Raw genomic sequence first — 23,652 nt, forward strand, 5'->3', positions numbered from 1 at the left:
TAAAGAGGGCGGGTACTTGTTCGCGGTAACGCCCTCTTTTCATAATCTAAACATGCAACTATGAAAACTAAAGTTAATGAAATATCGATAAAATATCGGGGTAATTTTAAATTGTCTCAGGCTCCTAAAATTACTTCCTCAGTAAGTGCAGCAGAACTTTTATTTGAATCATGGAATAAAGACCGCATTGGAATCCAGGAATGTTTCAAGGTTCTACTATTGAACAACGCCAATAAAGTAAAAGGAATTTTTGAAGTTTCTACCGGAGGGATTACGGGAGCTATGGTAGACCTAAGAATAGTTTTCGCGGTTATTCTAAAGAGCCTAACTACTTCTGTGATCTTAGCACATAACCATCCTTCCGGTACTTTGAAACCAAGTGAGTCGGATAAACGTTTAACCGAAAAGATTAAAAGTGCTGCTATCTTACTTGATATCAAAATTCTTGATCACTTGATTTTGACACCGGACGGGGAATATTATAGTTTTGCAGATGAAGGAATATTATAATTTTATATCAAATTATATTTAAAAAGACCTGGGTAATTTCCGGGTCTTTTTTTTGAAAAGGGTTTCGATATCCAACCTTTAAACTGCTTAAATTTTGGTGAAAAATTGTATATTTAAATAACTGAAATTCAGTATTATTAAAAACATAGTTACCCTGATTTTTTGACTTTCGCTGGTAATTATATCCATCAATTTATTTACGGTAGGAATTATATTTCCTAATTAGGCAATTGGCAAAAGCCATATTGTATGAAATTTTTGTCCCGCCTGGCGGGACGAAAAGGAATAGCAAGAGGGTAACGGGCAAAGCCACGTTTTATATTCCTTTTCTAATTTAAATTATTGATTATCAAATACTTAAAAATTAATAATATGTGCAGATTTCTTCAATTTGCGTCAAATGTGCTGTAATAGTCTGTAAATAGTGATGGAATTACGTCAAATACTTCTAAAAAGTCAAAAAAATGGACTCCTTTATCACTATTCGAATTAAACGAAAAACGGCAAAACGTTTTCAGAAATTTTCTAAAACATACTTCAATTCTCATTCAGAAACGATGGCTGTAATGCTGGATTTTTTTCTATATAATGAAATCTCTCCAAAGGAAAATTTAGGACCTACCGGTAGAAGGATCGAACAAACATTCAAGAAAAGGATCAACGCTGTAATCGCTATTATGAGAGATATTGAAAAAACACAAACGAAACCGACTCTGGCAATGCTGCAATCGCTTTTTGAGAATGAAGGGGTTAAAGATAAAGCCCTGATTTTAGAGAAGAAAGTACTTGAGAAAACCGATCGGGTTGGTTACCAGGAGAAAAAAGATTCAGGAGCATTATAAAATATGAAGCCATGTACATCACAATCACAGCCCAGAAAATAGGAGGGACGTTTTCAAAAAGTGTGGCAGATTTTGTGAACTACCTGGAAAAGGAAAATCAGAGTTTGGAGACAGAAGATACCGAATACTTTTTCAATCAATATGGAGATAAAATTTCTGCAGAAGAAGTGATAAAGGAAATAGATGGAAATACCGCGAAGTTGGAAAAGACTGAACCGAGGTTCTATTCCATTACGGTGAGCCCTTCCAAATACGAACTAAACAGGTTGCAAAACAGCAGCGAAGATTTAAAGAAATATACCAGAGAGCTGATGAAAGATTATGTAGTTTCATTTAACAGGGAGATCCATGGCCGACCGGTCAATATTGATGATATAAAATATTACGCCAGGATCGAGCACCAACGAAGCTTTAAAGGCACCGATATACAAGTAAGGGAAAACCAGCCTTTCGCATCCAAAATACTTCAACTCAAAAGTGAACTCAAGAAAGTAGCGCGTGGCGAACTCTCAGGTAACCTAGCAAGGATGGAGCGTGAAATTAGAAAACTTGAAAAGGCTGCCCCGCATCAGCATGGAGGAAAACGGATTGTTCAGGGCATGCTCAAAGAAGGCAAGCAAAGCCATATTCATATAATCGTGAGCCGTAAGGATGCTTCTAACAATTTTAGTTTATCTCCCGGCAGCAAATACAAAGCTTCCCAGGTAGAATTAAACGGAAAGATGGTGAAAAGAGGTTTTGACCGTGATAAATTTTTTGGAAATGCAGAAAAGACATTCGACAAAAGCTTCGGATATCAACGCAATTTTGTGGAAACCTATATAGCCCGAAAAGAGTTTATTCGAAATCCTAGAAACTACTTTTCCGTATTATTGAAACTGCCTATCAATGAAAAAGTCATGGCCATGAAAATGTTGCGGGAATCCGGGATGCCCTTGATGCCCAGTATTCCTACGAATAAGTCACAACTTGCTTTAAAGGTTTTTAACCGGTTGAAGAAGGGTCTGGATATAGCAGTTAGATCAGGTTCTATAGGAATATAATTAGATATGGAAATTTTTAACTGGTCACATATCATTCTATTTATCATGCTTAGCAGTTTGGTATTTTATGGAATGTACCGAATTTCCAGATTCGCCTTTTTGATAAATATCCTATTGCTGTTCGGTTTAATAGCCCAATTCTTTTCTTCCGACCAAATTATTGAAGGCTTACTTTATTTAGGTTGCCCATTATTATTGATCAATACGTTAGGCTATGTTTTCTTCGATAAGACTGATACAGATAACGGTCCAAAAGACAAACATCAGGTAATATTTAAAACCACTGGTAAGGATTTCAGGATAGACAACATTAGACGGGGAGTTTCCATAATTGGATCTGCAGGAAGCGGTAAAACGGAAAGTATCGTGCATGGAATTCTTAAGCACTTTCAGCAACATAATTTTTGCGGCGTCATTCATGATTATAAAGATTTTGAACTAACCGAAATGGACTATCCCCTGTATAAAAACTGCAAAATTCCATTTTATATAGTTTCCTTTGATAAGATCATTCACCGGGTGAATCCTATTGCTCCCAGATATCTCGAAAATGAGGAAAGTGTGAACGAGATCTCCCGGGTGCTGATCGAAAACCTCCTGGAACAAAGAGAATCTGGTACTACGGGAACCACTAAGTTTTTTAATGACGCGGCAGAAGGTTTGATTAGCGGATTGATCTGGAAGCTAAAAACGTCTTATCCTCAATTCTGTACCCTGCCGCATCTTATCGCCATTTATCAATACCTAGATACCGAAAGCCTTATTAAATTTCTGGAGACCAATAGAACCTCCAGGGTAATGGCCGATGCTTTTATTAGTGGAAAAGATTCTGAAAGACAAACGGCCGGTGTAAAAAGTACCCTGGCCAATGCATTGAAGCGTATTAGTACGCAAAGTATTTTTATGGCCTTATCTGCAGACGAAGTTCCTCTAAATATTAATAATCCTGAGAATCCGTCGGTTATTTCTGTAGTGAATAACCCGAAATTTGACACTTCCTATTCACCCGTTATAGCGGCTATTATTCATACCGTTATTAAACAAATGAGTGTGCGAAATTCTGAACCAGCATTTTTGTTGCTGGAAGAAGCACCGACCATAAGGCTATTAAATATGCACCGCATTCCGGCTACTTTGAGAAGTTATGACATTGCCACGGTTTATGTAATGCAGGATAAGATACAGAACGATATGATGTATGGGGACAAGGCAAGCAAGGCAATACTTAGTAATCTTTCCTATCAATTCTTCGGAAAAGTGAATGATCCGGATACTGCTAAATACTACGAACGTTTCTTTGAGATAGTCAAAAAGGAAACTACAAGCGTGAACAGGGGGTACAACCTGGATTTTGATACCCGGGTAACTACCGGAGAAAAGGAAATCCCTAAAATAAGGGCAGATGTTTTTTTTCGGTTAAAACAGGGAGAATTTATTACCTATGCCGATGGGAACGACAGAAAAGTGCAATTTAAATTGACTAAGATTAAACGAGAGTTTCCAAAAAAATCCCTGAAGTATTCTAAAAAGGATCTGGAGTTAAATTTTGAAAAAATTCATAGCGAGGCTAGATCTATTTTTGGTTGATTTCTAATAGAAATTCTGCTTATCATAACTCTTTGTAAAGCCTGTTTATATCAACAATTCCCTGTTGAAAGCTTTTTTGAAACTAAATTTCAGGTTTTCAATCTTCTTTATATCTTGTTAAAAATTTAATATCGGTAAATCATACAATTTGATTTTACCGATTTAGAGAGCATTCCCTACAAGCTCTCTTTTTTAATGCTAACCTCATTTCTGCATGACCGAACAAGGAATTGATTCGTATAGTTTTAATATTCTTAAGCCTAGAAAGGCACTCAATAAGGCATTTTTAAAGGTAAAACCCAATCGTTCCCAGATAGAACTTTTTAAGAAGAATCTTAAGGAATTACTGGACAGGACCAATGATACCGAAACTGAAGAATTCCATAAAAACCTGGTAATAGATTTCTTGAAGAAGACCTACTACGATCCCGATCACTTTATCAATACCAAGGGCCGTAACGACCTGGTGATCCATAACGGGAACAAGGCCAAAAGTATGGTTGGGGTGATCATTGAGGCCAAGAAGCCTACGAATAAAGCAGAAATGCTAAGTAAAGGGAAGGTCAATGTCAAGGCTTTTCAGGAACTGGTATTGTATTATCTCAGGGAGCGAATTAGCCAGAAGAATCTGGAGGTGAAATATGTGATCGCCACCAACATCAATGAGTGGTTTATCTTTGACGCTAATTTCTTTGAAAAGACCTTTGCTCAGAACAAGGGTCTGGTAAGCCAGTTTATAGATTTTGAGGAGGGACGACTAGCCGGAAAAACAACCGATTTCTTCTATAAAGAGATCGCTGAGCCTTTCATTGCCCGAATGCAGCAAGAGGTAGAATTTACTCATTTTGACATCCGGAACTTTGAAAAACCGCTGCGGAATAACAATCCAAAGGACGATAATAAACTTATAGCGCTCTTTAAATTATTGTCTCCGGAACATCTCCTGAAATTGCCGTTCACTAATGACAGTAATAGCCTGGATAAACGATTTTATGGCGAGTTGCTTCATATTATAGGCCTTACCGAAACAAAACAAGGAGGCAAGAAAATTATTGAGCGGCAAAAAGAAGGCCAGCGTCACACCGGTTCTTTTTTGGAAAACGCGATCATCCAGCTGGATAGTACAGATAAGATAAGCCGTTTGGAGACTCCCTCTCATTTTGGAGATACCCATCAAGAAAGGCTGTTTAATGTAGGACTGGAATTAAGTATTACCTGGCTAAACAGGATATTATTTCTAAAACTGTTAGAAGCGCAGCTTATCACTTACCATAAAGGTGACAGGTCTTATGAATTCCTTAGCCTGGACAGAATACATAATTACGATGATCTTAATAGTTTGTTCTTTCAGGTACTGGCACGGCAGTATGGAGATAGAAATGAAGACGTAAAAGCACTTTTTGAAAAGGTACCTTATCTCAATAGTTCATTATTTGAGCCTACAGATATTGAACATTCCACCCTGTTTATAAGTAACCTTCGGGATGATAAAGAAATTCCTATCTACAGCGCTACCGTTCTTAAGGATAAAAAAGGAAAAAAACGCAGTGGAGAGATCAATGCGCTGGAATATCTTTTTGAATTCCTGAACGCCTATGATTTTAGCAGCGAAGGAGGGGAGACCATACAGGAAGATAATAAAACGTTGATCAATGCTTCTGTGCTGGGGCTTATTTTTGAAAAGATCAATGGGTATAAAGACGGTTCTTTCTTTACGCCGGGTTTTATCACCATGTATATGTGCCGGGAAACCATCAGGAAAGCGGTGGTACAAAAGTTCAATGAAACCAAAAACTGGGACTGTAAAAACCTGGATGAACTTTATGATTGCATAGAAGACCGTAAGGAAGCCAATGAACTCATAAATAGTTTAAAGATTTGTGATCCCGCGGTGGGATCGGGGCATTTTCTGGTTTCGGCGCTAAACGAGATGATCGCTATTAAAAATGACCTGAATATTCTGCAGGATCGCTCGTGTAGAAGACTGAAGGAATACCAGGTGGAAGTGGTGAACGATGAACTTATTGTAACCGACGAGGAGGGAGAACTCTTTGAATATAACCCATCTGCTAAAGAAAGCCAGCGCATACAGGAAGCGCTTTTCCATGAGAAGCAAAAAATAATTGAGAACTGTCTTTTTGGTGTGGACATTAACTCCAACTCGGTTAAGATCTGCCGACTGCGATTATGGATTGAGCTTTTAAAAAATGCCTATTACCGGAACGAAACAGAACTGGAAACCCTTCCCAATATCGATATCAACATCAAGTGCGGAAACTCGCTGATAAGCCGCTTTGACCTGGATGCAGATTTAAGCAAAGCGCTTAAGGATAGCAAATGGAGTATAGATAGTTACCGGGTAGCGGTAGACACCTATAGGAATGCCGAAAATAAGGAGCAGAAGCGGGAAATGGAAAGGATCATCCATGATATCAAAAATGATTTTCGAAGTGAGATCTCTGCGAACGACTCCAAGGTAAAGAAATTACAAAAGTTCAAAAGCGAGCTTTTTTTGATGACCCAACAACCCAAAATGTTTGAACTTTCAAAAAGGGAAAAATCCAAATGGAATAAAAAAGTTGAAAAGCTTACCAAAGACAGTAAAAAACTGGAAGCCGAGATCCAGGAGATCAAGGACAATAAGATCTATGAAAATGCTTTTGAATGGCGCTTTGAGTTCCCGGAGGTATTAAACGATGACGGTGATTATGTTGGGTTTGATGTGGTAATTGGGAATCCTCCTTATTTTTCTTTATCTAAAATAAAGGATCAATCTGAATATTTTTCTAAAGCAGATTTTAAAACTTATTCAAAAGTTGCAGACATTTATTGTTTGTTTTATGAACGTGGCGGGCAAATTATGAAAGATTATGGTGTTCTTACTTTTATAACTTCTAATTCATGGTTACGCGGAATATATGGGAACCTCCTTAAAAACTATTTCGTTGAAAACTTGCAACCCGTTTCTTTAATGAATATTGAAGATATTCAGGTTTTCGAAGAAGCCACTGTAGAATCAAATATTATTACTCTGCAAAAAAGTTATAAAGCTGAAACTTTTCCAGTAGTAAATCTTTCGAAAGAATATTCCATGGGCTCTTCTTTATCTGAATTTTTTGAGCAAAATTCTTTCCAATTTGTAATTCCTGAAAGTTCTGATTGGTTCATTGGGGATGAGGCTGCATCCAAATTAAAACTGAAAATAGAAACAGATTCTAAGTTGTTAAAGCAATTTGATCTAACTATAAATTTTGGTATAAAGACTGGATATAATGCTGCGTTTTTAATTGTTGAAGAAACTAAGGAACATTTGATAGAAAGTGATTCCAGAAACGATAAGCTAATTAAACCGATTCTTCGTGGGCGAGATGTCCAAAAATACGGTTATCAGTTTTCTGACCAATGGGTAATTGGCACATTCCCAGCACTGGATATTAACATTACTGATTACCCAGATATTCGCGATTATTTACTCACATTCGGAAAAAAAAGACTGGAGCAGGTAGGAGGGACCGGAAGTAGAAAGAAAACCTCTAACGAATGGTTCGAAACTCAGGATTCAATTTCTTATTGGCAAGACTTTGAAAAACCAAAAATAATCTGGGGTGAAATTTCAGACAGACCAAAATTCGCCTATGATGATTCTGGCTATTACGCCGAAGCCACAACCTTTTTAATGACAGGAGAAAAATTGAAATTCTTGTTAGCATTATTAAATTCCAAAGTTTCAGAATGGTATTTTAATCTAATAGGGACTACTACCGGAATGGGGACTAACCGATGGAAAAAGTACAAAATAGAACTGCTTCCAATTAAAGAACCAACTGGCAAACAGGAAGAGGAGATTGAAAATGTAGTGGAAAAAATTCTTTCGCTAAAAAAAGAAAACTCCGCAGCCGACACCTCTTCTTTAGAAACAGAAATTGACCTGCTTGTTTATGAGCTTTATGGTTTGACGGAGGAGGAGATTGAGATTATAGAGAACCAGTAGTTTAAAGCGAGTAAACAGAAAATCTAATAATTTATAAAACAACAATTCTTAAAAATATAAACTTTGATTCGAATTATCCACCTTAGTGATTTCCATCTTAAAAATGAAAATCTTGAAAATTCCCAAAAAAATCTTATAACTGCTCTTATCAATGATATTGAGCAATATGTCAATAAAGATACAGTCGTTATATTTTCGGGTGATTTTGTGGATAAAGGAGGGTTAGCATTTAAAGATCCTGATTTAAAATTTTATTATTTTGAAGAGCACGTAATAGATCCAATTCTGAAAAAGTTTCCGGAATTAAAGGGAAAATTTTTATTTGCTCCCGGAAATCACGATTTAGAAAGAAATAAAATTAATTCCTTTAAGGATAAACCTATGAGGGATTCCTTTGTTTCATCTCCTGATTTAGTTGATGAATTTCTACCATCGATTAGAAAAGATAAAGGTGAAAATATTGTGGGTATGAATAGTTACAAAACTTTTGAAAAAGATTTTTTTGTTAAACATTTAGATCCCTCAAATTATGATATAACTGCTTTCGAATCTAGTTTCATAATTGAAAATGGTGATGAATCTGTTGGAGTTACGGCCTTAAATAGTGCATGGTTATGTTATGAAGATGATAATTTAGGAAAACTTTTTATTGGCAGAAATCAAATTGAAAATTCTTTAGATTTTATATCAGATACAACACTAAAAATTGCAATTCTTCATCATCCCTTTGAGTTTCTTAATAAAAAAGACTTCAAAAAAATTAAACCATTACTTTATAGCAATTATGAAATGCTTTTTCTTGGCCATACACATAGATTAGAATCTCAAAAAGTAGATGATTTGGATGGAAATTTATTTCTGTCAATTGGAAAATCAATAAATGGAATTCAATCAGAGGAAATTAACTATACCAATGGGTATTCTGTTATTGACTATGAAAAAAATGAAAGAATTACAGTCTATCATCGAAAATATATAGATAACCATAAAACGTTTGTTGTCAATAGTGATATTGGTAATGATGAGGGGGTTAAGTCTTTTGAAATTCCCAAAGAAGGTGAGCAAAAAATAATCCAAGAAGTCAGTAGGATCATAGATAATATAAAAGAGGAAAATTTCCCAAAACTAAATGAAGATTTAATTTTAAATATTTCTCAGAGTAATAAAGGAAAACTCAGCGAAATATATGTTGAACCTGTAATTGGAAATCTACCAGAGAACAACCTAGATAATAACGATAATTTTCAATTCTACTCTACACAGGACTTAGTAAATTCAATAGAAAGTCAAATTATCTTCGGTGCAAAAGAGACAGGTAAAACTATCTTACTAGATAAATTATTAATTGATCTTACAGATAATTTTCATAAAACGAGAAGGTTACCTATCCTATTAAAATTTAATGAAATAGGTAATAACAGTGTTAAGCAAATAGTTAAGCAATATATAAGCAAAAGTTCAAAAGAAACTACAGAACTAATTAATTCTGTAAATATCGATTTGCTGATTGACGATCTAGATTTTTCTTCACAATTTAAATATCAAATAAATGAATTAAAAAATTTTATATCTGAATACCCCGATACAAGGGTTATTGCTACAGTTAACAATACGGAAGACGAAATAGTTCCAGTAAAATTAATTTCAGCTTTTTCAGAAATTAAAGATGATTTTGAAACGTATTATATTCATCTTTTCAAATCAAAACAGATTAAGGGACTTATCGCAAATTGGGTTACAACATCAGATATTGACCTACATGAGAATATAGAAAAACTTCTGAAAGGATTTCGAGAAATAGGCTTACCCAAAACTCCTTTAGCTGTAACCATTTTTCTTTGGATAATTAACAAACAACAGAATAGACCCATTAACAATGCCGTTTTGGTAGAAATGTTTGTGGAGAATTTATTAGAGAAGGGTAATATTCAAAATATTTACTTTGATACGTTTGATTTTGGTGACAAGCAGCGATTACTTGCATTTCTCGCTAAATTTATGTTAGATAAAGATAACAGTAACCTGGGATATAGAGTCAAAGAGTATGAGCTTGAACAGGAAATTGAGAGCTATCTAGAAAATAAAATAGATATAAATCCTTCTAGGGTACTAGAATATTTAATTGAAAGAGGGATTTTAGTTAAATGTAATGGTAATAGTATTAGGTTTAAAACCGCCTTTTTCTTCAGTTATTTTTTAGCAAAATATATTGGTTATAGTAAAAAATTTAAGAAAAAAGTTCTTAATGGTAAAAATTATTTAAACTATATCAATGAATTAGATTTTTATACAGGTTTAAATAGAGAAGATGAGGAGGTATTTGATTTTTTGAATAAAGAAGTAGAAGAGGTTTACGGATATATAAATTCCAAGGTGAAAGATGAGTATTATGAGTTAGATAGAGTATTAGAAACTAAAGAGACCATCTCCTCTCGTATTGATCTTTCAAAGGCCAAAACAAAACCAACAGAACAAGAAATTGAACAAGCCTATGATAGTCAAATTGCAACGGTACCTTCGCGTAAGAATATAGAAGCAAAAATAAATTTAGAGGATCAACCTACGGAAGAAATAGAAGCAATAAGGTTTTCTAAATTGTTGAAATTAACCGCTATAGTATTTAAAAATAGTTCAGATATCGACCATAAAAAAAGAATTGATGCGTATGGTAATATTCTTATAAGTTCTATTTCATATATGATGATGTATAGAGATTCAATACTGTATTTTAAAGAAAATCATAAGGAAGAGGTTGCTAAATTAATCCCAAAAGAAATGGATTTTGGCTTTTTTATGAAAATTCTACCTATTCTTCATCAAGTAACTATGTATAACTGGCTAGGATCCTATAAATCAGCACCCATAATAAGGAAAAAAATTATTGCGGATCAGACTACAGAAGACATTTCAGAATTTGAAAAATTCTTATCAATTTATATTTATGCAGATATTCGAGGGAAAAATTATCCTGATTATATTAAATCCTTATTTAAATCTACAAAGAAAAAATATATACTGGATTCGAGTTTCATCAAAAACATGTCTTATTACTATTTGCGATCAAAAACCACAGAATCCGACAAAGATTATGCAGGATTGTTAGCAGACATAAAAACAAAACTGGGAGAAAGTTCCAAAAGAAATAAAGGGGAGTTTATAAAACACCTAAAAGAAGAGAAAAACAAAAAAGAAACCGAAGACTAAACTAAACATTTAATAAATGGATGCTTTTAAGTTGTTTACAAATTGTTGTTGTTTACGCTTATGTTATTTTGAAATTAGTTAATGTAATTTTTCTATTGTAAAAGATTTAAATCATATTAAATAATTTTTAAAAAGTAAGAATTTGGAGGTATTTAGAATTTATTAAATAGGAGAGGAATATCCTTTTTGCCAGGTAAACATCCCAAGCAAGAAGAAAAATTTGATTTCCAGTATAAGATCTTTTAAAAGGGGCTGCGCTCTCGTAAACCAGTTTCTGTAACCTTCCATTTGCCGTCCTGCTGGATCAATTTAAAAGTTTCCGGCCGGTCGGCATAGGCAGAATTAAACTTTACCCAGGCGGTATCGCCATAAACCGTATCCTGGACTACTGAAAAGTTGGATTTTCCGCCAGAGGCATTGGTTAATTGATCCTGGACAGAAACATATGACTGGTATATTCCTGGGGTAGTATATTCTTTAAGCCTGGCGTTATCACGATTGTAAAAACTTTCCACGACGATCCTGGCCGTTTCTTCCGGGGATTTCTGGCTTTCTCCACAGCTAATAGCGAAGACTATCGAAAATAGCAATAATAACTTCTTCATAAGGCTGTCTAATTTGGGTTATTAATGATCCTTGCTTTTACATTTAGTTTTGAGTTACGTTCTCCGTTTCTTTCATTGAGTGCAACCACTAATCTTTTGTCGTTTGCCAAAGAGAATTTTGAAAGTACAAACACCATTTTCCTGGTTTCATTTTCAGGGATTTTCACTGGTAGCTGGTGTATATAAATTGGTTTCTGCTCTAATCTTTGAATAGATTTTCTTTTTCCCTGTTTCTTTGTTTCTATATAGAATTTCAGAAAATTAAGATCATAATCCAACGAAGATGAATTTTCAATTTCAATAACGAAATACATTTCTCCCCTGTCAAAAACAAAATTCTGGACACTCAGTAAAATACCATCAGCACGTTTTTTGATCCTGCCTATTTTTTGATTTCTGTCCAGCAGGAATTCACTAAACTTTTTATGATAGCGATCCCTGTTTTTAGCTTTCTCGCTTATACTGTCCTTTGGCTCCTTATTCTTTAAAACCGGTTTTTCAGTCCCAATACTTTGGCTTCTGGGGATAAAATAATTCAGTTTAGGAAGCTGCTTTTTATACCTAACAATATACGAAAAAACAGCACCATCACCATTGATAATGAGTAGATTACTTTCCTCTCCGGGCCTTGCCTGCAGCAGTCCGAAATGCTGTTCCTGCTCCCGATTGTAAGTGAATACAAAGTTCTCTGCCCCTGTAATTCCCTGCCTGATAGGGGCAGGGAAGAACAGGGCCACATTCTTGGAATCATTGGCAAAAATGGTATCCAGAATGGGACTACTGGAACTAGTTGTCTGGGCAAAACTATTTCCAGCTAGGAAGGGCAAAAAAAGGATCGTGGTGATTATTGAGGTTTTCATAATTTATGGATTTAATTTCCCCGTGAGGCTTTTAAAATGAGTTTATAAGTGTTGGTTACTGTGACCTTGATGTTGCGGTTATCGCGCTGAAAGACTTTTTTAATCCCGCTTACTTGTGGAACCCCGGCAATATTGATGTCCTGCACCAGATCATCTATAACTTCCCGGGTGGCATCGGCTCTCAAATTATTCTCTACATAGATGCCTTCGCTACCATCCTGAAGATCGTATGCCTTGAGTTTTACTGGCCTGTGGTTGATATTCTCAATTTCTATCAAAGCCCTGTTGGGTTGAAAGCTTATAAAACCAAAAACAGGCGTGTTTTTAGGAACATACCTCCCGTTGATGCTGGCATCCTTGCTTAATCTCATACGTAACCGGTAATTCTGTTTCACTACCTGGGTGCCGTCAACTTCAGCATAGATCATATTATCTGTCTTTGCCTGTACCAACTCAGGATTTTCAGACGGATCTGAACTGAAAAATAACTGGTGTTCCAGTTCTATTTCTTTTGTAGAAATTATCGTATTGCTTTCAGGTAAAATAGGATCAATTATAGTGGCTTCCTGTATATTGGCTTCTGAAGATTCATGGTTATAGGAATTATCTGAATATTGAACAGGCCTATAATTATCAATACTGTCTATAATTCGCTGCTTTTCTTTATCATAAAGATCAGGGTCATAATAGCCAGCCGAGTCTAACAAGCTTTCATCGTATATGCTCGGGGCATTGGTTTCTTTAACTTCCTTCAAGGCATTAATGGCATCCAGCTTTGTAGAATAATGTTCCTGTTCATTCCCAATTTCTGGAACGGTAATTTCTCTTGGGTTTTCGTTTTCATTAGCATCCTCAGACATTATTAATAATGAATATGACACAATGAACAGTATCACTAATGCTAGTACCGAAGCAAACACTATTTTGTTTTTTTCAACTTTCATAATCCTGTTTTTTAAATGCCGATTATCGGCTCAATTTTCATTATTTAGTTTTTTAAGGGTGTTTTCGAAATAATTCGTGATGAGAAGACCGTGGGTGTTATTAGGATAATTACGATCTACAACAATCAGGTTTCCTGTCGATACCAGTTCGTAGGTATCGGTGATCGTCCCGCGATTGATCTCAAAAATGGTGGTCGTCCTGAATTGATAGGAATCATCTAATAATTCAAGTTCAGATTCTGTACTTAATACTTTTTGAACCAGGGAATATTGAATCAGGCGATTATATACTCCATCTGCTTTCTTCTGTCTATAGAGATTGTCTACAGAACTATTGCCGAGCCATAATGCTTTTTCCAGGTTCTTTTCATAATTGCTGGCATCTATATTATAGAAATAGGTATGGAAGAGTTCCAGATGGGCCAGCGCTTCCACTTCCAGATTTTCCTGCTGCGCAACCCATTTTAATGGAATTACCGAACCATCGGTATTGATCGCAAAAGAACTATTCATGGATTGTTGGTATATATCATAAACCATTAATCCTGAGAAAGCGCTTGAGACCAAAGCAAGAACCACAACGCTCATTACAATAAACCGGTTGATTTTTAAGACTGAGTAGATATTTCGGTATGCTGTTTTCATGTTTCTGAATTTATCTGAATTAGGAAGTAAAAAGTTTAAATGTGAAGGAGGTGGCACGTCTATAAAGTTTGAATTTCAGAAAAACGATAAAGCCAATAGATCCCGCTTCCACAATGATTTTGATAATGTTATTATCTGTGGTGTTGCCTAGTAGATTTGACCAGAAATTCGTATTGATTTCTGCATAAAGATTATTTACAAAAATATTGACCAGGAAGAAGGCAGGAACCAGCATATAAACCGCGGTGTACAGCTTAAAGAAGTTATAGGCCAACTCCCTGAATTTTTTAAATACGGCAAGACTAATTACCAGTGGAAAAAATGCCTGCATGATCCCAAGCAGGAAATATCTTTCAGCTAAAAAGAGAGGATAAATGAAAAGGTCCAAAACCCATAAGAACAAGCCTATCACAAAAGAAATCACCTTAACCGGGTACAATGGGGTGACCAGGGCATCATAAAGCAAAGACATTGCCTTGGTGGCCACTTCCAGGGGACCCACCTCTGTTTCCAGATCTATATCCTGTAGTTGCAAGGGGATAAGGGCAGGAGCTGTGTCTTTATACTGAGATTCTATAGCTACCAGGATACTATCAAAAAAACCGAGTACCTGGGTAGAAAATATAACCAGCACGACTACGGCGAAATTTTTAGCTAGTTCCCCCGGGCTAAGTCCCCAGGTATAACCCTCCTTATCGGCAATCCCTTCGTTATATTTTTTAAGAATATTAATTAGAAAAAAAAGCACAGCCAGGGTTTTCATTCCGGCAATAGTGTATTGGGAAAAGTCACTGTTTTTAATAACCTGAAAAACAGCATCCACATATTCCAGTCCTATGCCTAATAAAAATCCCATATCATTTTTTTAATAGTCTGTTTCCCGATTATTGATCCTGTCCTGCATTTCTCTAAATGAAATGATGTCCCGATAGCGTTCGGTTTTCAGTTTAATTTCTGAAACCATCTCCTTTGATTGAAGCTCTTTTTCTTTTAAAATAGCCGCGCGTTCGGCGTCGGTCATTTTCAGGTAATCGCTGGATAAGATCTGATCTATAAAGTCCAGATCATCCAGGGAGTTTTCAATTATGCCATTGAATGAATCTGAAATTCTGGTAACTTCCTCAGGTTTGATATAAGGAGAATTCAGAATTTTCCGGAGGTCATCGCGCACCAGGTCAAAAAGCCTTTGGTTGTTTTGAGCGATCTCCTGTACGGCCTTCAATTTCCTCACTACGCTATTTACCTTTTCAAGGTTCTCTTTTTGTTGCTTCAGGAAATCGACGGTTTTGAGCAATTGTGAGGTTTGTTTTGCAGATTCTATAAGCGATTTGGCCAGGCTTATAAAATTGGTATTATCATAAACCGGCATCCCCTGAGCGAATGTACGGGCAGGCATTATTAGGGTCAGAGCCAATGCTAGTGCTAAAAATTGGATTTTGTATTTCATTGTTTTTAAGTTTTTGAGATGAATTCATTAATTGCTTTTTCCATAGATTGATGTTTTTTATAGAGAGCCATGATAAGATCGTTTTCAGATCCATCGGTGAGGTAAGCAGCATAGACCTCCTTGGGTACTTCGAGTCTGAATACATTGCTATGCTTTCCTATCTTTATAAAAATCTCGGTATACTTTCTGGGTCCGGTAAAGTTGTTCTTAATGGATTTCAACTGATTTAGGTCGTGTTTGGAGAGGTTTAAGCGTTTGCCCAACTCCACATATCCTTTTTCATTATGTAGGCTGTAAAAGACCTGTGTGTTATCCAGAATACTTGCCGAAGTAGAATTATCTGGAAGCTGGTTGATAGATTGTAAAATAATCCCAATAGCACCATTCTGTTTACGAATGGCCTGATAGTAAAACTCCACGCTTTCCAGTACGTTTTTAAATTTTAACTGCTTGGCAAATTCATCAAATAGGATGATTCCTTTTTCTGATCGATTTTTCCAAATTGTTCTTTGGATAGCAGATTTGATCAGCTTCAACATTACAGAAAGGATCTCTTTGTTTTCCCTTACTTCATCTAATTCAAAAACAACCAGCCGCTTATCCTCGATCTTATAAGTTTGATCTTCAGCAACTTCGAACAGGAAACTATATAGACCATCGCCAACGTACTCCGACATTATGTGCAGAAAGTTTGTAATGTTGAAGTAGTCGGGATGGATTTTGAGGTTCTGGAGCAGATCCTTTTGATTGCTTTCGATGAAGTGGTAAAAACCATCCAAAGAATACTTATTAGGAGTGCATTCATAATAGTACCTAAGGATCTTTTTGATAGATACCGATTCTGCCTTGGTAACTTTTAGATCGGAGGTGAACAGCTCAAAAAGGAACACCGATAAATCTTCCAGTCTTTCAGGTGTTAGATCATCCTGATTTTTTATATAAAATGGATTAATCCCCAGGTTCTTCCCACTCTCGTAGCGCAGAATAGTGTATTCTCCGGGGTATAGTTTGGCAAATTTAGTATAGGAACCACCCAAATCGATAATGACCAGGCGGATACCACTCTCAAAGTATTGGCGCAGGATATTGTTTGCCAGGAAAGATTTGCCTTCACCTGTAGGAGAAAATATGGCAAAATTCCGGGCCTTGATGCGTTTCTTTTTCTCATCCCAGACATCTTTTAATATAGGTATATTATGTTCACGATCATTAAATATGATACCTGTAGAATCAGATTTATAATTTGTGTTATTTATAAAAAGGCATAGAGCATGTTTTAGATCGGTTACATATAAATCTTCATTGGAAAAGTTGGATGAAAAGCCACAGTAGCTATTCAGTATATAATTTTTACGTTCCTCTCCTTTTGGATAATAGGGGATAATATCCAATTCCTTAAATTCGGTCTTAACTTGAGATCCAATTCTCTTTAGATTTTCTGAGTTCTTATCCCAGAAAATTATGTTAAGGTGTCCGCGAATAATTCGGGAGGTGTCATCAACATTGATCTGATCAAGTATATTTTGAATTTTACCAAGTACAACTTTATTCTGCGAACCGAAATTTGAACTTTTTTTAAGTGCTTCAACTTTTTTATCCAATAGCTTGCGCCATTTATGTTTGTCATCCAGATACAAAATCTGATTTACAATATGATTTGCGTTGAGCGTTAGTCCCAAACCATCTATAAATCCTTGATGGAATACAAAATCGTCTGACGTGTATTTTTCATTGGTTTTGCTACTTTTTACATTTTCGCCAAAGCACAGTTCGCTGTTAATGGCCAGGACATCAAAATAATTTTGTCCTATATTGACATTCTTCTTTTCTAATAAAATATCTGTATCAAAACCTTTATTAAAGCCATTGAAATAATCGTTGGTCAGACCCTGAATTCCATTTGCATTAAGAGGAACAAGTTCTATTTTACGATTGGTATTGATAAAGGAAACTGTATCGCTGACTGAACTAACAAAGCTGTTTACATTCTCCTCCAGTTTCCTGATAATTACTTTCGATATATTTTGAAATGGATTTACATATTTAGAATTATTAAGGGCTTTATTACTGGTCAGCAGAAAGAATAGATAACAATGATGCTCCATATACTCCCGGTTCTTAAAGTGATCATGAGTAGCCTTTTCTAAAAATGTTTTATTGTGTAATTCTTCTGATGTAAAGATCTTTTTCACGTAGATATCCTGCTTATGGACGACAGTACCAACCGGGAGGGACTTTAATGCCTGAAACCAGACATCATGTATATCCTCGAAGTCTTTTTCTGAAAGAGAATAAATTTCAGGTAATATCACTTCATAGCAGATGACGATATTTCCATTCATAGCAAAAGCGATATTGTTTTGAATATCTGCTATAACCTTACAATTGGATAGGTTAACCTTATTCATAATCGAAGCCTGAATTTCTTTTGTTACTTATGATATCTGGAAAGGAAGCTGGGAATTGAAGGAGTTGCGGATTACTATAGATCCTGATTAGCATAATATAGAGCACCGAATTAAAAATTAGTACTCCAATAATGATCTCGAAGCTGAATGAAAAAATAACTACCAGGAGGGAGGCTACTATGGAAATCATCATAACGGCGAATAGGGAGACTGGCAATCCAAAAATGATAGCTTCTTTCCTAATGTTTCTATAGACCTCGAATTTTTTCATAATGCCTGGATTAAAAGCCCTTGATACGATCATTAGACTACAATAGAGATTAGATAAGTGAAGATTCCCACGACTGCACCGGCAATCAGGACAAAAACCAATACCCGGGTAATTCCCTTTTTTAAATCGGCATTTTCACCAAAGAAATGACCAGCATTAAAAAGAAATCCAATTAGGAAAATAACCCCAAGAATGATCGGGAAAATGGTTCTTATGGTATCAGAAACATCATTAACTGAATTTTCGATACCTCCTATCTGGGCAAAAAGGGGGGTGGAGATCAGTGAAAGGAAAGCTGTGAAATAAATTGATTTTCGCATAACGGAACAGTTTAGATTTTTGTGTTGTTTTCGTTAAAGGAAAATTACATATATTTGAATTTAAACTACTGAAAATCAATAATTTGTGTATAAAATATTAATTGATTGAGTTTGAATTCGGTTGCTATTATTTGGCATTAAATTCTATGAATTTTAATAGGTAAGTTGTTGATAACCTGAAAACTGAATATAAAAAAGTACTGAAAAACGTCAGAATTGTCTTTTACCAATTCAGTTTTTGTTTCGGTTTTACCGCCTCAAGCCTATTTTGTAATTATTTAATTAGGTTAAAATGAAGATGATTTTATTAGAAATAGTAAACCTTATTCAGGAAATTATAAGCCAGATCTCTAAGGAGGTACTTTTGATATCTAAATCTTTTCGCTCCTAACTTATTTTCGCTTATCCCAAGCTGTTATATCAAAGGCAATCAAATTAAAAAGTTCCCGCATCCGGCTTCTTACTCGATTCCCGTAACGTTCTTCCAATTCCTCAGCATTTAAATTTGTGGTAGCATGGGTTTTTATTTTTGTCGCCAGAAAAAGTTCATACCGGGATAGTAGAATTTCTCCAATGACATTACAATCCCGGCCATAGTGTCTTCCCAAAGGTTCTACACCCATATCATCAAAACAGAAAAAACTACTTTCGCCATAGTCTTCTATGGTTTTATATCCTAAGTGATTGAATGCAAAGACAATATTGCGACAGGGCATCACCACATATTTTCGCTGGTACGGTACCAAAAAATGTAAGAGTTTCATAAGACTTGTTTTACCACATCCTACGGGTCCGGAAAGTAAGATTCCCTTATCCACATCAATACCAAATTTTCTGCAATTTTCCTTATCCCTGATGAAGTAGGAGCACAGCTTTAATAAAACCTTTTTATCCTTCTTGTAGATTTTAAATTTTTCTCCAAAAAGAAGCTTCCCTTTGGCATTTAAGTAAACCAGAATTTTTGGAAAATCATATTGCACGGATTTTCCATCGAATTTGCCTAGCGAATATTCCACGCCACCTTCGGTAATTTTAGAGGGGTTGTCCATAATCCTTGGTTTTAGTGGTCTTTAAGTTGTCCTGATTATGGGACGCTACCTTTTTGATTTCTTTGTGGTTCTCTTCGAATAATTCGGTTCTTTTCATCCAGTGGATCGCTAAAGCCTGCCAGTCTTTTACCTCATTTCCATTGCTTGTTTTCCAATCATTGGACTGGTAATGATCAAAGAATTTTTTTCCTTCATCAGCAGGAAATCCTTTTTCTTTAAAAAAAATTAAAACGGCCTGCCTGCCCTTTGGCTGTTTATTAATGTTTATTTGTTTAGTATTGTTTATATAAGGTACCAATGCTTGTCTACTTACGGGACGGTGCGGGTCCTCAACTTGACCATTTATGGGATAGTGCTGGTACATAACCTGATCCCGTATGGGATAGTACTGTTCCGCGTGCTGTTCCATTATATGATCGTAGTCTCCCGTAACCGGTTCATCAGTGGTGCAGATAATGGACATCTTGATTTTACTTCCCTTGTACGGATTATAGGAAGGGAAATAGGAGAGATAACTCCAGGAATCAAGATCTGTGATACAACGATGATAGGTAGATTTTGAACCTATCTTGGCCATATGCATGAGCTCCCGGCGATTTACAAAAAATCCATCTGCAAACCGGCTACTATTCCATTCCTGGAACAAAGCCATATAGAGGCTAATATGCGTTGGGTTTAGGCGGTCATCGAAAAAGAACTTTTCAAAAGCCGCGTTAAGTAGCTTTATATAATTCATCTTTTATAAATCGAAATTGTGTTGTACTCTGTTTTCATCCATAACCCGTTGAATCTCCTGAGCATCATAGTAAATGATCCCACCCACCTTGGTGTAGGGCAGTGTGCCATTAATTCTAAGATTTTGCAATGTTCCCGGGCTTATTTGAAGCAGGTCCATAACTTCGGATGATTTCAGATAGCGCTTGAGGGTTCCGGAAGATTGTTTAGAAAGGATACCTCTTAATTCTTCGAGCAATTCCATTTTGAATTCCCGAAGGTCGTCTGTAGTAATAATACTTGTTGGCATAATAAAACGATTTAAAAGAAAGGGACTATCACATGGTTAAGATTTTTTATTGATAGTCCCTAACTCAGTTTGACTTTCGTTTTACAAATTTGGATAGTATTAATGGCTTTCTTTCACCAGTATGACCCTAACTCGGTCAAAATTTAACAGTCGAAAATAAGCTCCCTTTTTGAGGTATTTTAAAGAAATGTAACCCTTTTTGTTGATCTTAAAAGCTATAGATTTGATGAACTTTTTCCTTAAATTCTAAATCCATAGTACGGTTCTACCACTGGCATAATTTAACAGTCGAAAAATTATAGAATTGATATTTTATCCTTCACTTTTATTTATTTCATAAAGCAGGGAAGTAGCTATCTGGTCTAGAAAAATGGTGCGACTATTTTTACGTCTTTTTATTTCCTGAAAATTCTTGTAAATATCTGTAGATTTAAGATCAAATATTTCTTCCAGCTTTTGAGCCAGCTGAATAATGCTAAGATTTTTTTGTCTATAAAACCCTGCATACCATAAGGCGTAAGTTAATTCCGTAAAATCAGTATTAGTGAATGGCCAGGGAAGTTTATCTGTATTCCGGCTATTTGAGAAGCTTCCAGATTTAGAGGTTTTAATTTCACTCATACGATCATCCAGATAAATCACCAGGGAATTATATGCTTTATATTTTCCTAATAACATATCTCTAGGCGTGGAAAAGTCAGGATCCTGAAAATAGAATTTTGAAGTGGTAATATGATATTTATCCAAGTAATTTCTCGTATAGTATTCCTTATCAAAATGAGTTAGTCCAGAATTTATATATTGACCGAAGTCCAGATTGTAGAGAAAAAAACGGTTTAGTTTATTAATCTTTCTTTTAATATATTTGAGCTGAGAGTCTTTATTTCCTTTTGGAAATTGAATTTCAAAGGAATGAATTTCAGAAAAGTAAATTAGCTTAATTAAAGGGATTTGCTTAATTATTTTGAAAAAGTTGATTTCGGAGTCTAAGGAATCAAAACCTTTGGAGATGACTTTACTTTTAAAGCTATAGAGAACATGTTGGCATAATTCAATAGTGAGGTAAGCTTGCCGCAAAATGCTGGCATTAGCAACTTCAATTTCCTTCAGGTCTAATAAAAACTTTTCCGTTTCTAAACTTAAATCCATCTTTCATTCATTTTCATTTTAAAAAAATGGCTTTTCTTTATGAAAACTTCCTCATACATCAGTCGTAATAAAGATAATTACAACAATTAAAAAGCATTAAAAATTATTACGTATTTCACCTTATTAAATCCGTATTTTTCTACGGAAACTATGAAATATTTAATGATGGGAATCAGTTTGTATGCAGGCTAATCCAATCATATTCTTTTGAGGTATAATTTATTTTAAGAAGCGAAATAGAAACTCTTTTTTATTTTTGACTCCTGTTTTTTTAAATATATTTGAGGCATGTTTAGTAACCGTATTTTCTGCAATAAATAAGTCTTTAGCTATTTCTCTATAAGTTGTATCTGATAAAATAAACAAAGCAATTTCAAATTCTCTTCTAGTTAGATTTTGAAAAATGATTTTTGTTTTAACTGATTCCTCATCAGGGTCATTATTAAAACTGAGAACCTTTTTAAGCTTCGCCTGGTTTTTAATTAAATAAAGATATCGATTGATCTCCAGGGCTGTGATGGCATAAAACCCGAAATTCATTACTGAAAATGTTATATACTGATAATCTCCAATTACAGTTAAGATTGGTAAAAGGACAATACAACCTATACTAATGGTTGATAATTTTTTTCTTTTCGAAAGAAAGGAATTTGGATTTTTAATTGCAGATATCCTCCTATAAAATAAGCCTAGAAAGATAAAACCTAAAATGGAAACTGGAAGAGTAAAAAGAATCCTGGCGGAATCTAAAGAACCGGTAATTAGATAAGGGAGTAAAAATAAAATGATGAAGCCAATTCCCAATGTAATTGTTATGTTCTGAATACTGAAATATCGTTTTAAGAAAACAATGTCATAATCTTTATATAAGTAATAAATGAGATAAACACAGAGTGAAATGGCTACACCATATGTAATTATATATTGAAGAATTAAGGGTTCAAGAAAATTTCTGTCGGGTAGAAATCCACCAGATGAATTATAAGCAATAAAAAAGCATCCTAGAATAATAAACCTTCTAAGACTTAATTGCTTTAATTTTGGATTTTGAATTACTGCGAAAATTACTATTAATAAGTCTATTAATAGATAAAAAAAAGTCGTCCAGTGTATTGATGTCCCAAACATTTTTCTTACTCATTTGACTCAAATTTTTCGCTAACTAAATTTTTCGTCACACTGCTCCAATGAAAGACTTTGCCATGCATAGCAATGTAAACATCAGGTTTTAGAAATTGTAGAGAACCTATAGCAAACCCAAGATTAAACGGGGCATCTGAATTTGATGATGAGCCCAGGATGAATGATCCTACTAAAACAATAGTTTTATCTAATTCTTGACGTCCAATATATTTCGCGGTTTCAGCCATGGTATAGGTTCCATGAGTAATTAAAATTTTATCTGAGTTTGACTCCTGAATTGCTCTTAGTAATAACTCTCGATCTTTATCTGTAATGGATCGGCTATCCTTAGAGACAATATTTTTTACTTGATAAGTAAATGAAAGTTTTACCGGTTCCAAGAGTTTTTCAAGCGAAATCTCAGATTGAGAAGATGGATCAATCCCTTGAATTGTTCCACCAGTAGTTAGAATTACCATCTTCATAATCACCTTTTCTATAAAGGTAACAGTTATAATATTATGAAATAAAACTACTTCTTAGATTTAACAGTTCTGAGAGTAAGGATGCGGACTTGTGGGCTTAGTTCTTCTTAAGTTTAATTTCTCTAAATTTTGATAATTAAATCAGA

The 23,652-nt window shown here is 35.1% G+C and carries 21 protein-coding genes; 6 read left to right on the forward strand and 15 right to left on the reverse strand.

The features are described 5' to 3' along the window. The first annotated feature begins 60 nt into the window (after positions 1-60). From G530_RS0113285 to G530_RS0113310, 6 genes are all read left to right on the forward strand, one after another. Positions 61-510 (forward strand): JAB domain-containing protein, encoded by a 450-nt coding sequence (locus tag G530_RS0113285; RefSeq protein WP_026935005.1) that lies wholly within the window; start codon positions 61-63, stop codon positions 508-510. A gap of 464 nt (positions 511-974) precedes the next feature. After that, positions 975-1,352 carry a BfmA/BtgA family mobilization protein gene (locus tag G530_RS0113290; protein WP_026935006.1) on the forward strand — a complete coding sequence of 126 codons (378 nt, stop codon included), beginning with the start codon at positions 975-977 and terminating at the stop codon, positions 1,350-1,352. A gap of 11 nt (positions 1,353-1,363) precedes the next feature. Continuing rightward, a complete protein-coding gene (gene mobB, locus G530_RS0113295; protein ID WP_026935007.1) occupies positions 1,364-2,395 on the forward strand; it encodes a MobB family relaxase in 1,032 nt (343 codons plus the stop codon). 6 nt (positions 2,396-2,401) lie between these two features. Further along, on the forward strand, positions 2,402-3,982 hold the full coding sequence (locus tag G530_RS0113300) for a type IV secretory system conjugative DNA transfer family protein (RefSeq protein ID WP_026935008.1): 1,581 nt from the start codon (positions 2,402-2,404) through the stop codon (positions 3,980-3,982). A 214-nt stretch (positions 3,983-4,196) separates the two neighbouring features. Then, positions 4,197-7,973 (forward strand): class I SAM-dependent DNA methyltransferase, encoded by a 3,777-nt coding sequence (locus G530_RS0113305; protein WP_035716447.1) that lies wholly within the window; start codon positions 4,197-4,199, stop codon positions 7,971-7,973. Positions 7,974-8,036: 63 nt separating this feature from the next. Continuing rightward, positions 8,037-11,177 carry an STAND family AAA ATPase gene (locus G530_RS0113310; protein WP_026935010.1) on the forward strand — a complete coding sequence of 1,047 codons (3,141 nt, stop codon included), beginning with the start codon at positions 8,037-8,039 and terminating at the stop codon, positions 11,175-11,177. Between the two features lie 242 nt (positions 11,178-11,419). Here G530_RS0113310 and G530_RS0113315 read toward each other — a convergent pair whose 3' ends face one another. From G530_RS0113315 to G530_RS0113385, 15 genes are all read right to left on the reverse strand, one after another. After that, on the reverse strand, positions 11,420-11,782 hold the full coding sequence (locus tag G530_RS0113315) for a nuclear transport factor 2 family protein (RefSeq protein WP_026935011.1): 363 nt from the start codon (positions 11,780-11,782) through the stop codon (positions 11,420-11,422). Positions 11,783-11,790: 8 nt separating this feature from the next. Further along, on the reverse strand, positions 11,791-12,642 hold the full coding sequence (locus G530_RS0113320) for a DUF4138 domain-containing protein (RefSeq protein ID WP_026935012.1): 852 nt from the start codon (positions 12,640-12,642) through the stop codon (positions 11,791-11,793). Between the two features lie 11 nt (positions 12,643-12,653). Further along, positions 12,654-13,586: a conjugative transposon protein TraM gene (gene traM / locus G530_RS0113325; protein WP_026935013.1), complete on the reverse strand. Its 933-nt coding sequence runs from the start codon at positions 13,584-13,586 to the stop codon at positions 12,654-12,656. A gap of 30 nt (positions 13,587-13,616) precedes the next feature. Further along, on the reverse strand, positions 13,617-14,231 hold the full coding sequence (locus G530_RS0113330; protein ID WP_026935014.1) for a conjugal transfer protein TraK: 615 nt from the start codon (positions 14,229-14,231) through the stop codon (positions 13,617-13,619). Between the two features lie 19 nt (positions 14,232-14,250). Beyond that, positions 14,251-15,087 carry a hypothetical protein gene (locus G530_RS0113335; protein ID WP_026935015.1) on the reverse strand — a complete coding sequence of 279 codons (837 nt, stop codon included), beginning with the start codon at positions 15,085-15,087 and terminating at the stop codon, positions 14,251-14,253. 9 nt (positions 15,088-15,096) lie between these two features. Continuing rightward, positions 15,097-15,678 (reverse strand): hypothetical protein, encoded by a 582-nt coding sequence (locus tag G530_RS0113340; protein ID WP_026935016.1) that lies wholly within the window; start codon positions 15,676-15,678, stop codon positions 15,097-15,099. Positions 15,679-15,683: 5 nt separating this feature from the next. Further along, positions 15,684-18,086, reverse strand: coding sequence for a TraG family conjugative transposon ATPase (locus G530_RS0113345; protein ID WP_026935017.1), 2,403 nt, complete (start codon positions 18,084-18,086; stop codon positions 15,684-15,686). Beyond that, positions 18,079-18,357: a hypothetical protein gene (locus G530_RS0113350; RefSeq protein WP_026935018.1), complete on the reverse strand. Its 279-nt coding sequence runs from the start codon at positions 18,355-18,357 to the stop codon at positions 18,079-18,081. The genes G530_RS0113345 and G530_RS0113350 overlap by 8 nt, the downstream gene beginning before the upstream one ends. Positions 18,358-18,389: 32 nt before the next feature. Next, entirely contained in the window at positions 18,390-18,677 is a 288-nt protein-coding gene (locus G530_RS0113355) for a hypothetical protein (protein ID WP_026935019.1), read from the reverse strand. Positions 18,678-19,069: 392 nt separating this feature from the next. Beyond that, positions 19,070-19,726 (reverse strand): P-loop NTPase family protein, encoded by a 657-nt coding sequence (locus G530_RS0113360; protein ID WP_026935020.1) that lies wholly within the window; start codon positions 19,724-19,726, stop codon positions 19,070-19,072. Continuing rightward, positions 19,710-20,462: a hypothetical protein gene (locus G530_RS0113365; protein WP_026935021.1), complete on the reverse strand. Its 753-nt coding sequence runs from the start codon at positions 20,460-20,462 to the stop codon at positions 19,710-19,712. Before G530_RS0113365 ends, G530_RS0113360 begins: the two co-directional genes overlap by 17 nt. Positions 20,463-20,465: 3 nt before the next feature. Continuing rightward, positions 20,466-20,750: a helix-turn-helix domain-containing protein gene (locus G530_RS0113370; protein WP_026935022.1), complete on the reverse strand. Its 285-nt coding sequence runs from the start codon at positions 20,748-20,750 to the stop codon at positions 20,466-20,468. Positions 20,751-21,062: 312 nt separating this feature from the next. Then, positions 21,063-21,899 carry an RteC domain-containing protein gene (locus G530_RS0113375; RefSeq protein WP_026935023.1) on the reverse strand — a complete coding sequence of 279 codons (837 nt, stop codon included), beginning with the start codon at positions 21,897-21,899 and terminating at the stop codon, positions 21,063-21,065. Positions 21,900-22,118: 219 nt separating this feature from the next. Beyond that, positions 22,119-22,439, reverse strand: coding sequence for a helix-turn-helix transcriptional regulator (locus tag G530_RS17855; protein WP_240472165.1), 321 nt, complete (start codon positions 22,437-22,439; stop codon positions 22,119-22,121). Positions 22,440-23,032: 593 nt separating this feature from the next. Next, the gene (locus G530_RS0113385) at positions 23,033-23,506 is read right to left on the reverse strand and encodes an asparaginase domain-containing protein (protein WP_026935025.1); all 474 of its coding nucleotides are present in this window, start codon (positions 23,504-23,506) and stop codon (positions 23,033-23,035) included. Positions 23,507-23,652 lie beyond the last annotated feature (146 nt).

It is taken from the genome of Christiangramia echinicola DSM 19838 (assembly GCF_000423065.1).
Taxonomy (GTDB): domain Bacteria; phylum Bacteroidota; class Bacteroidia; order Flavobacteriales; family Flavobacteriaceae; genus Christiangramia; species Christiangramia echinicola.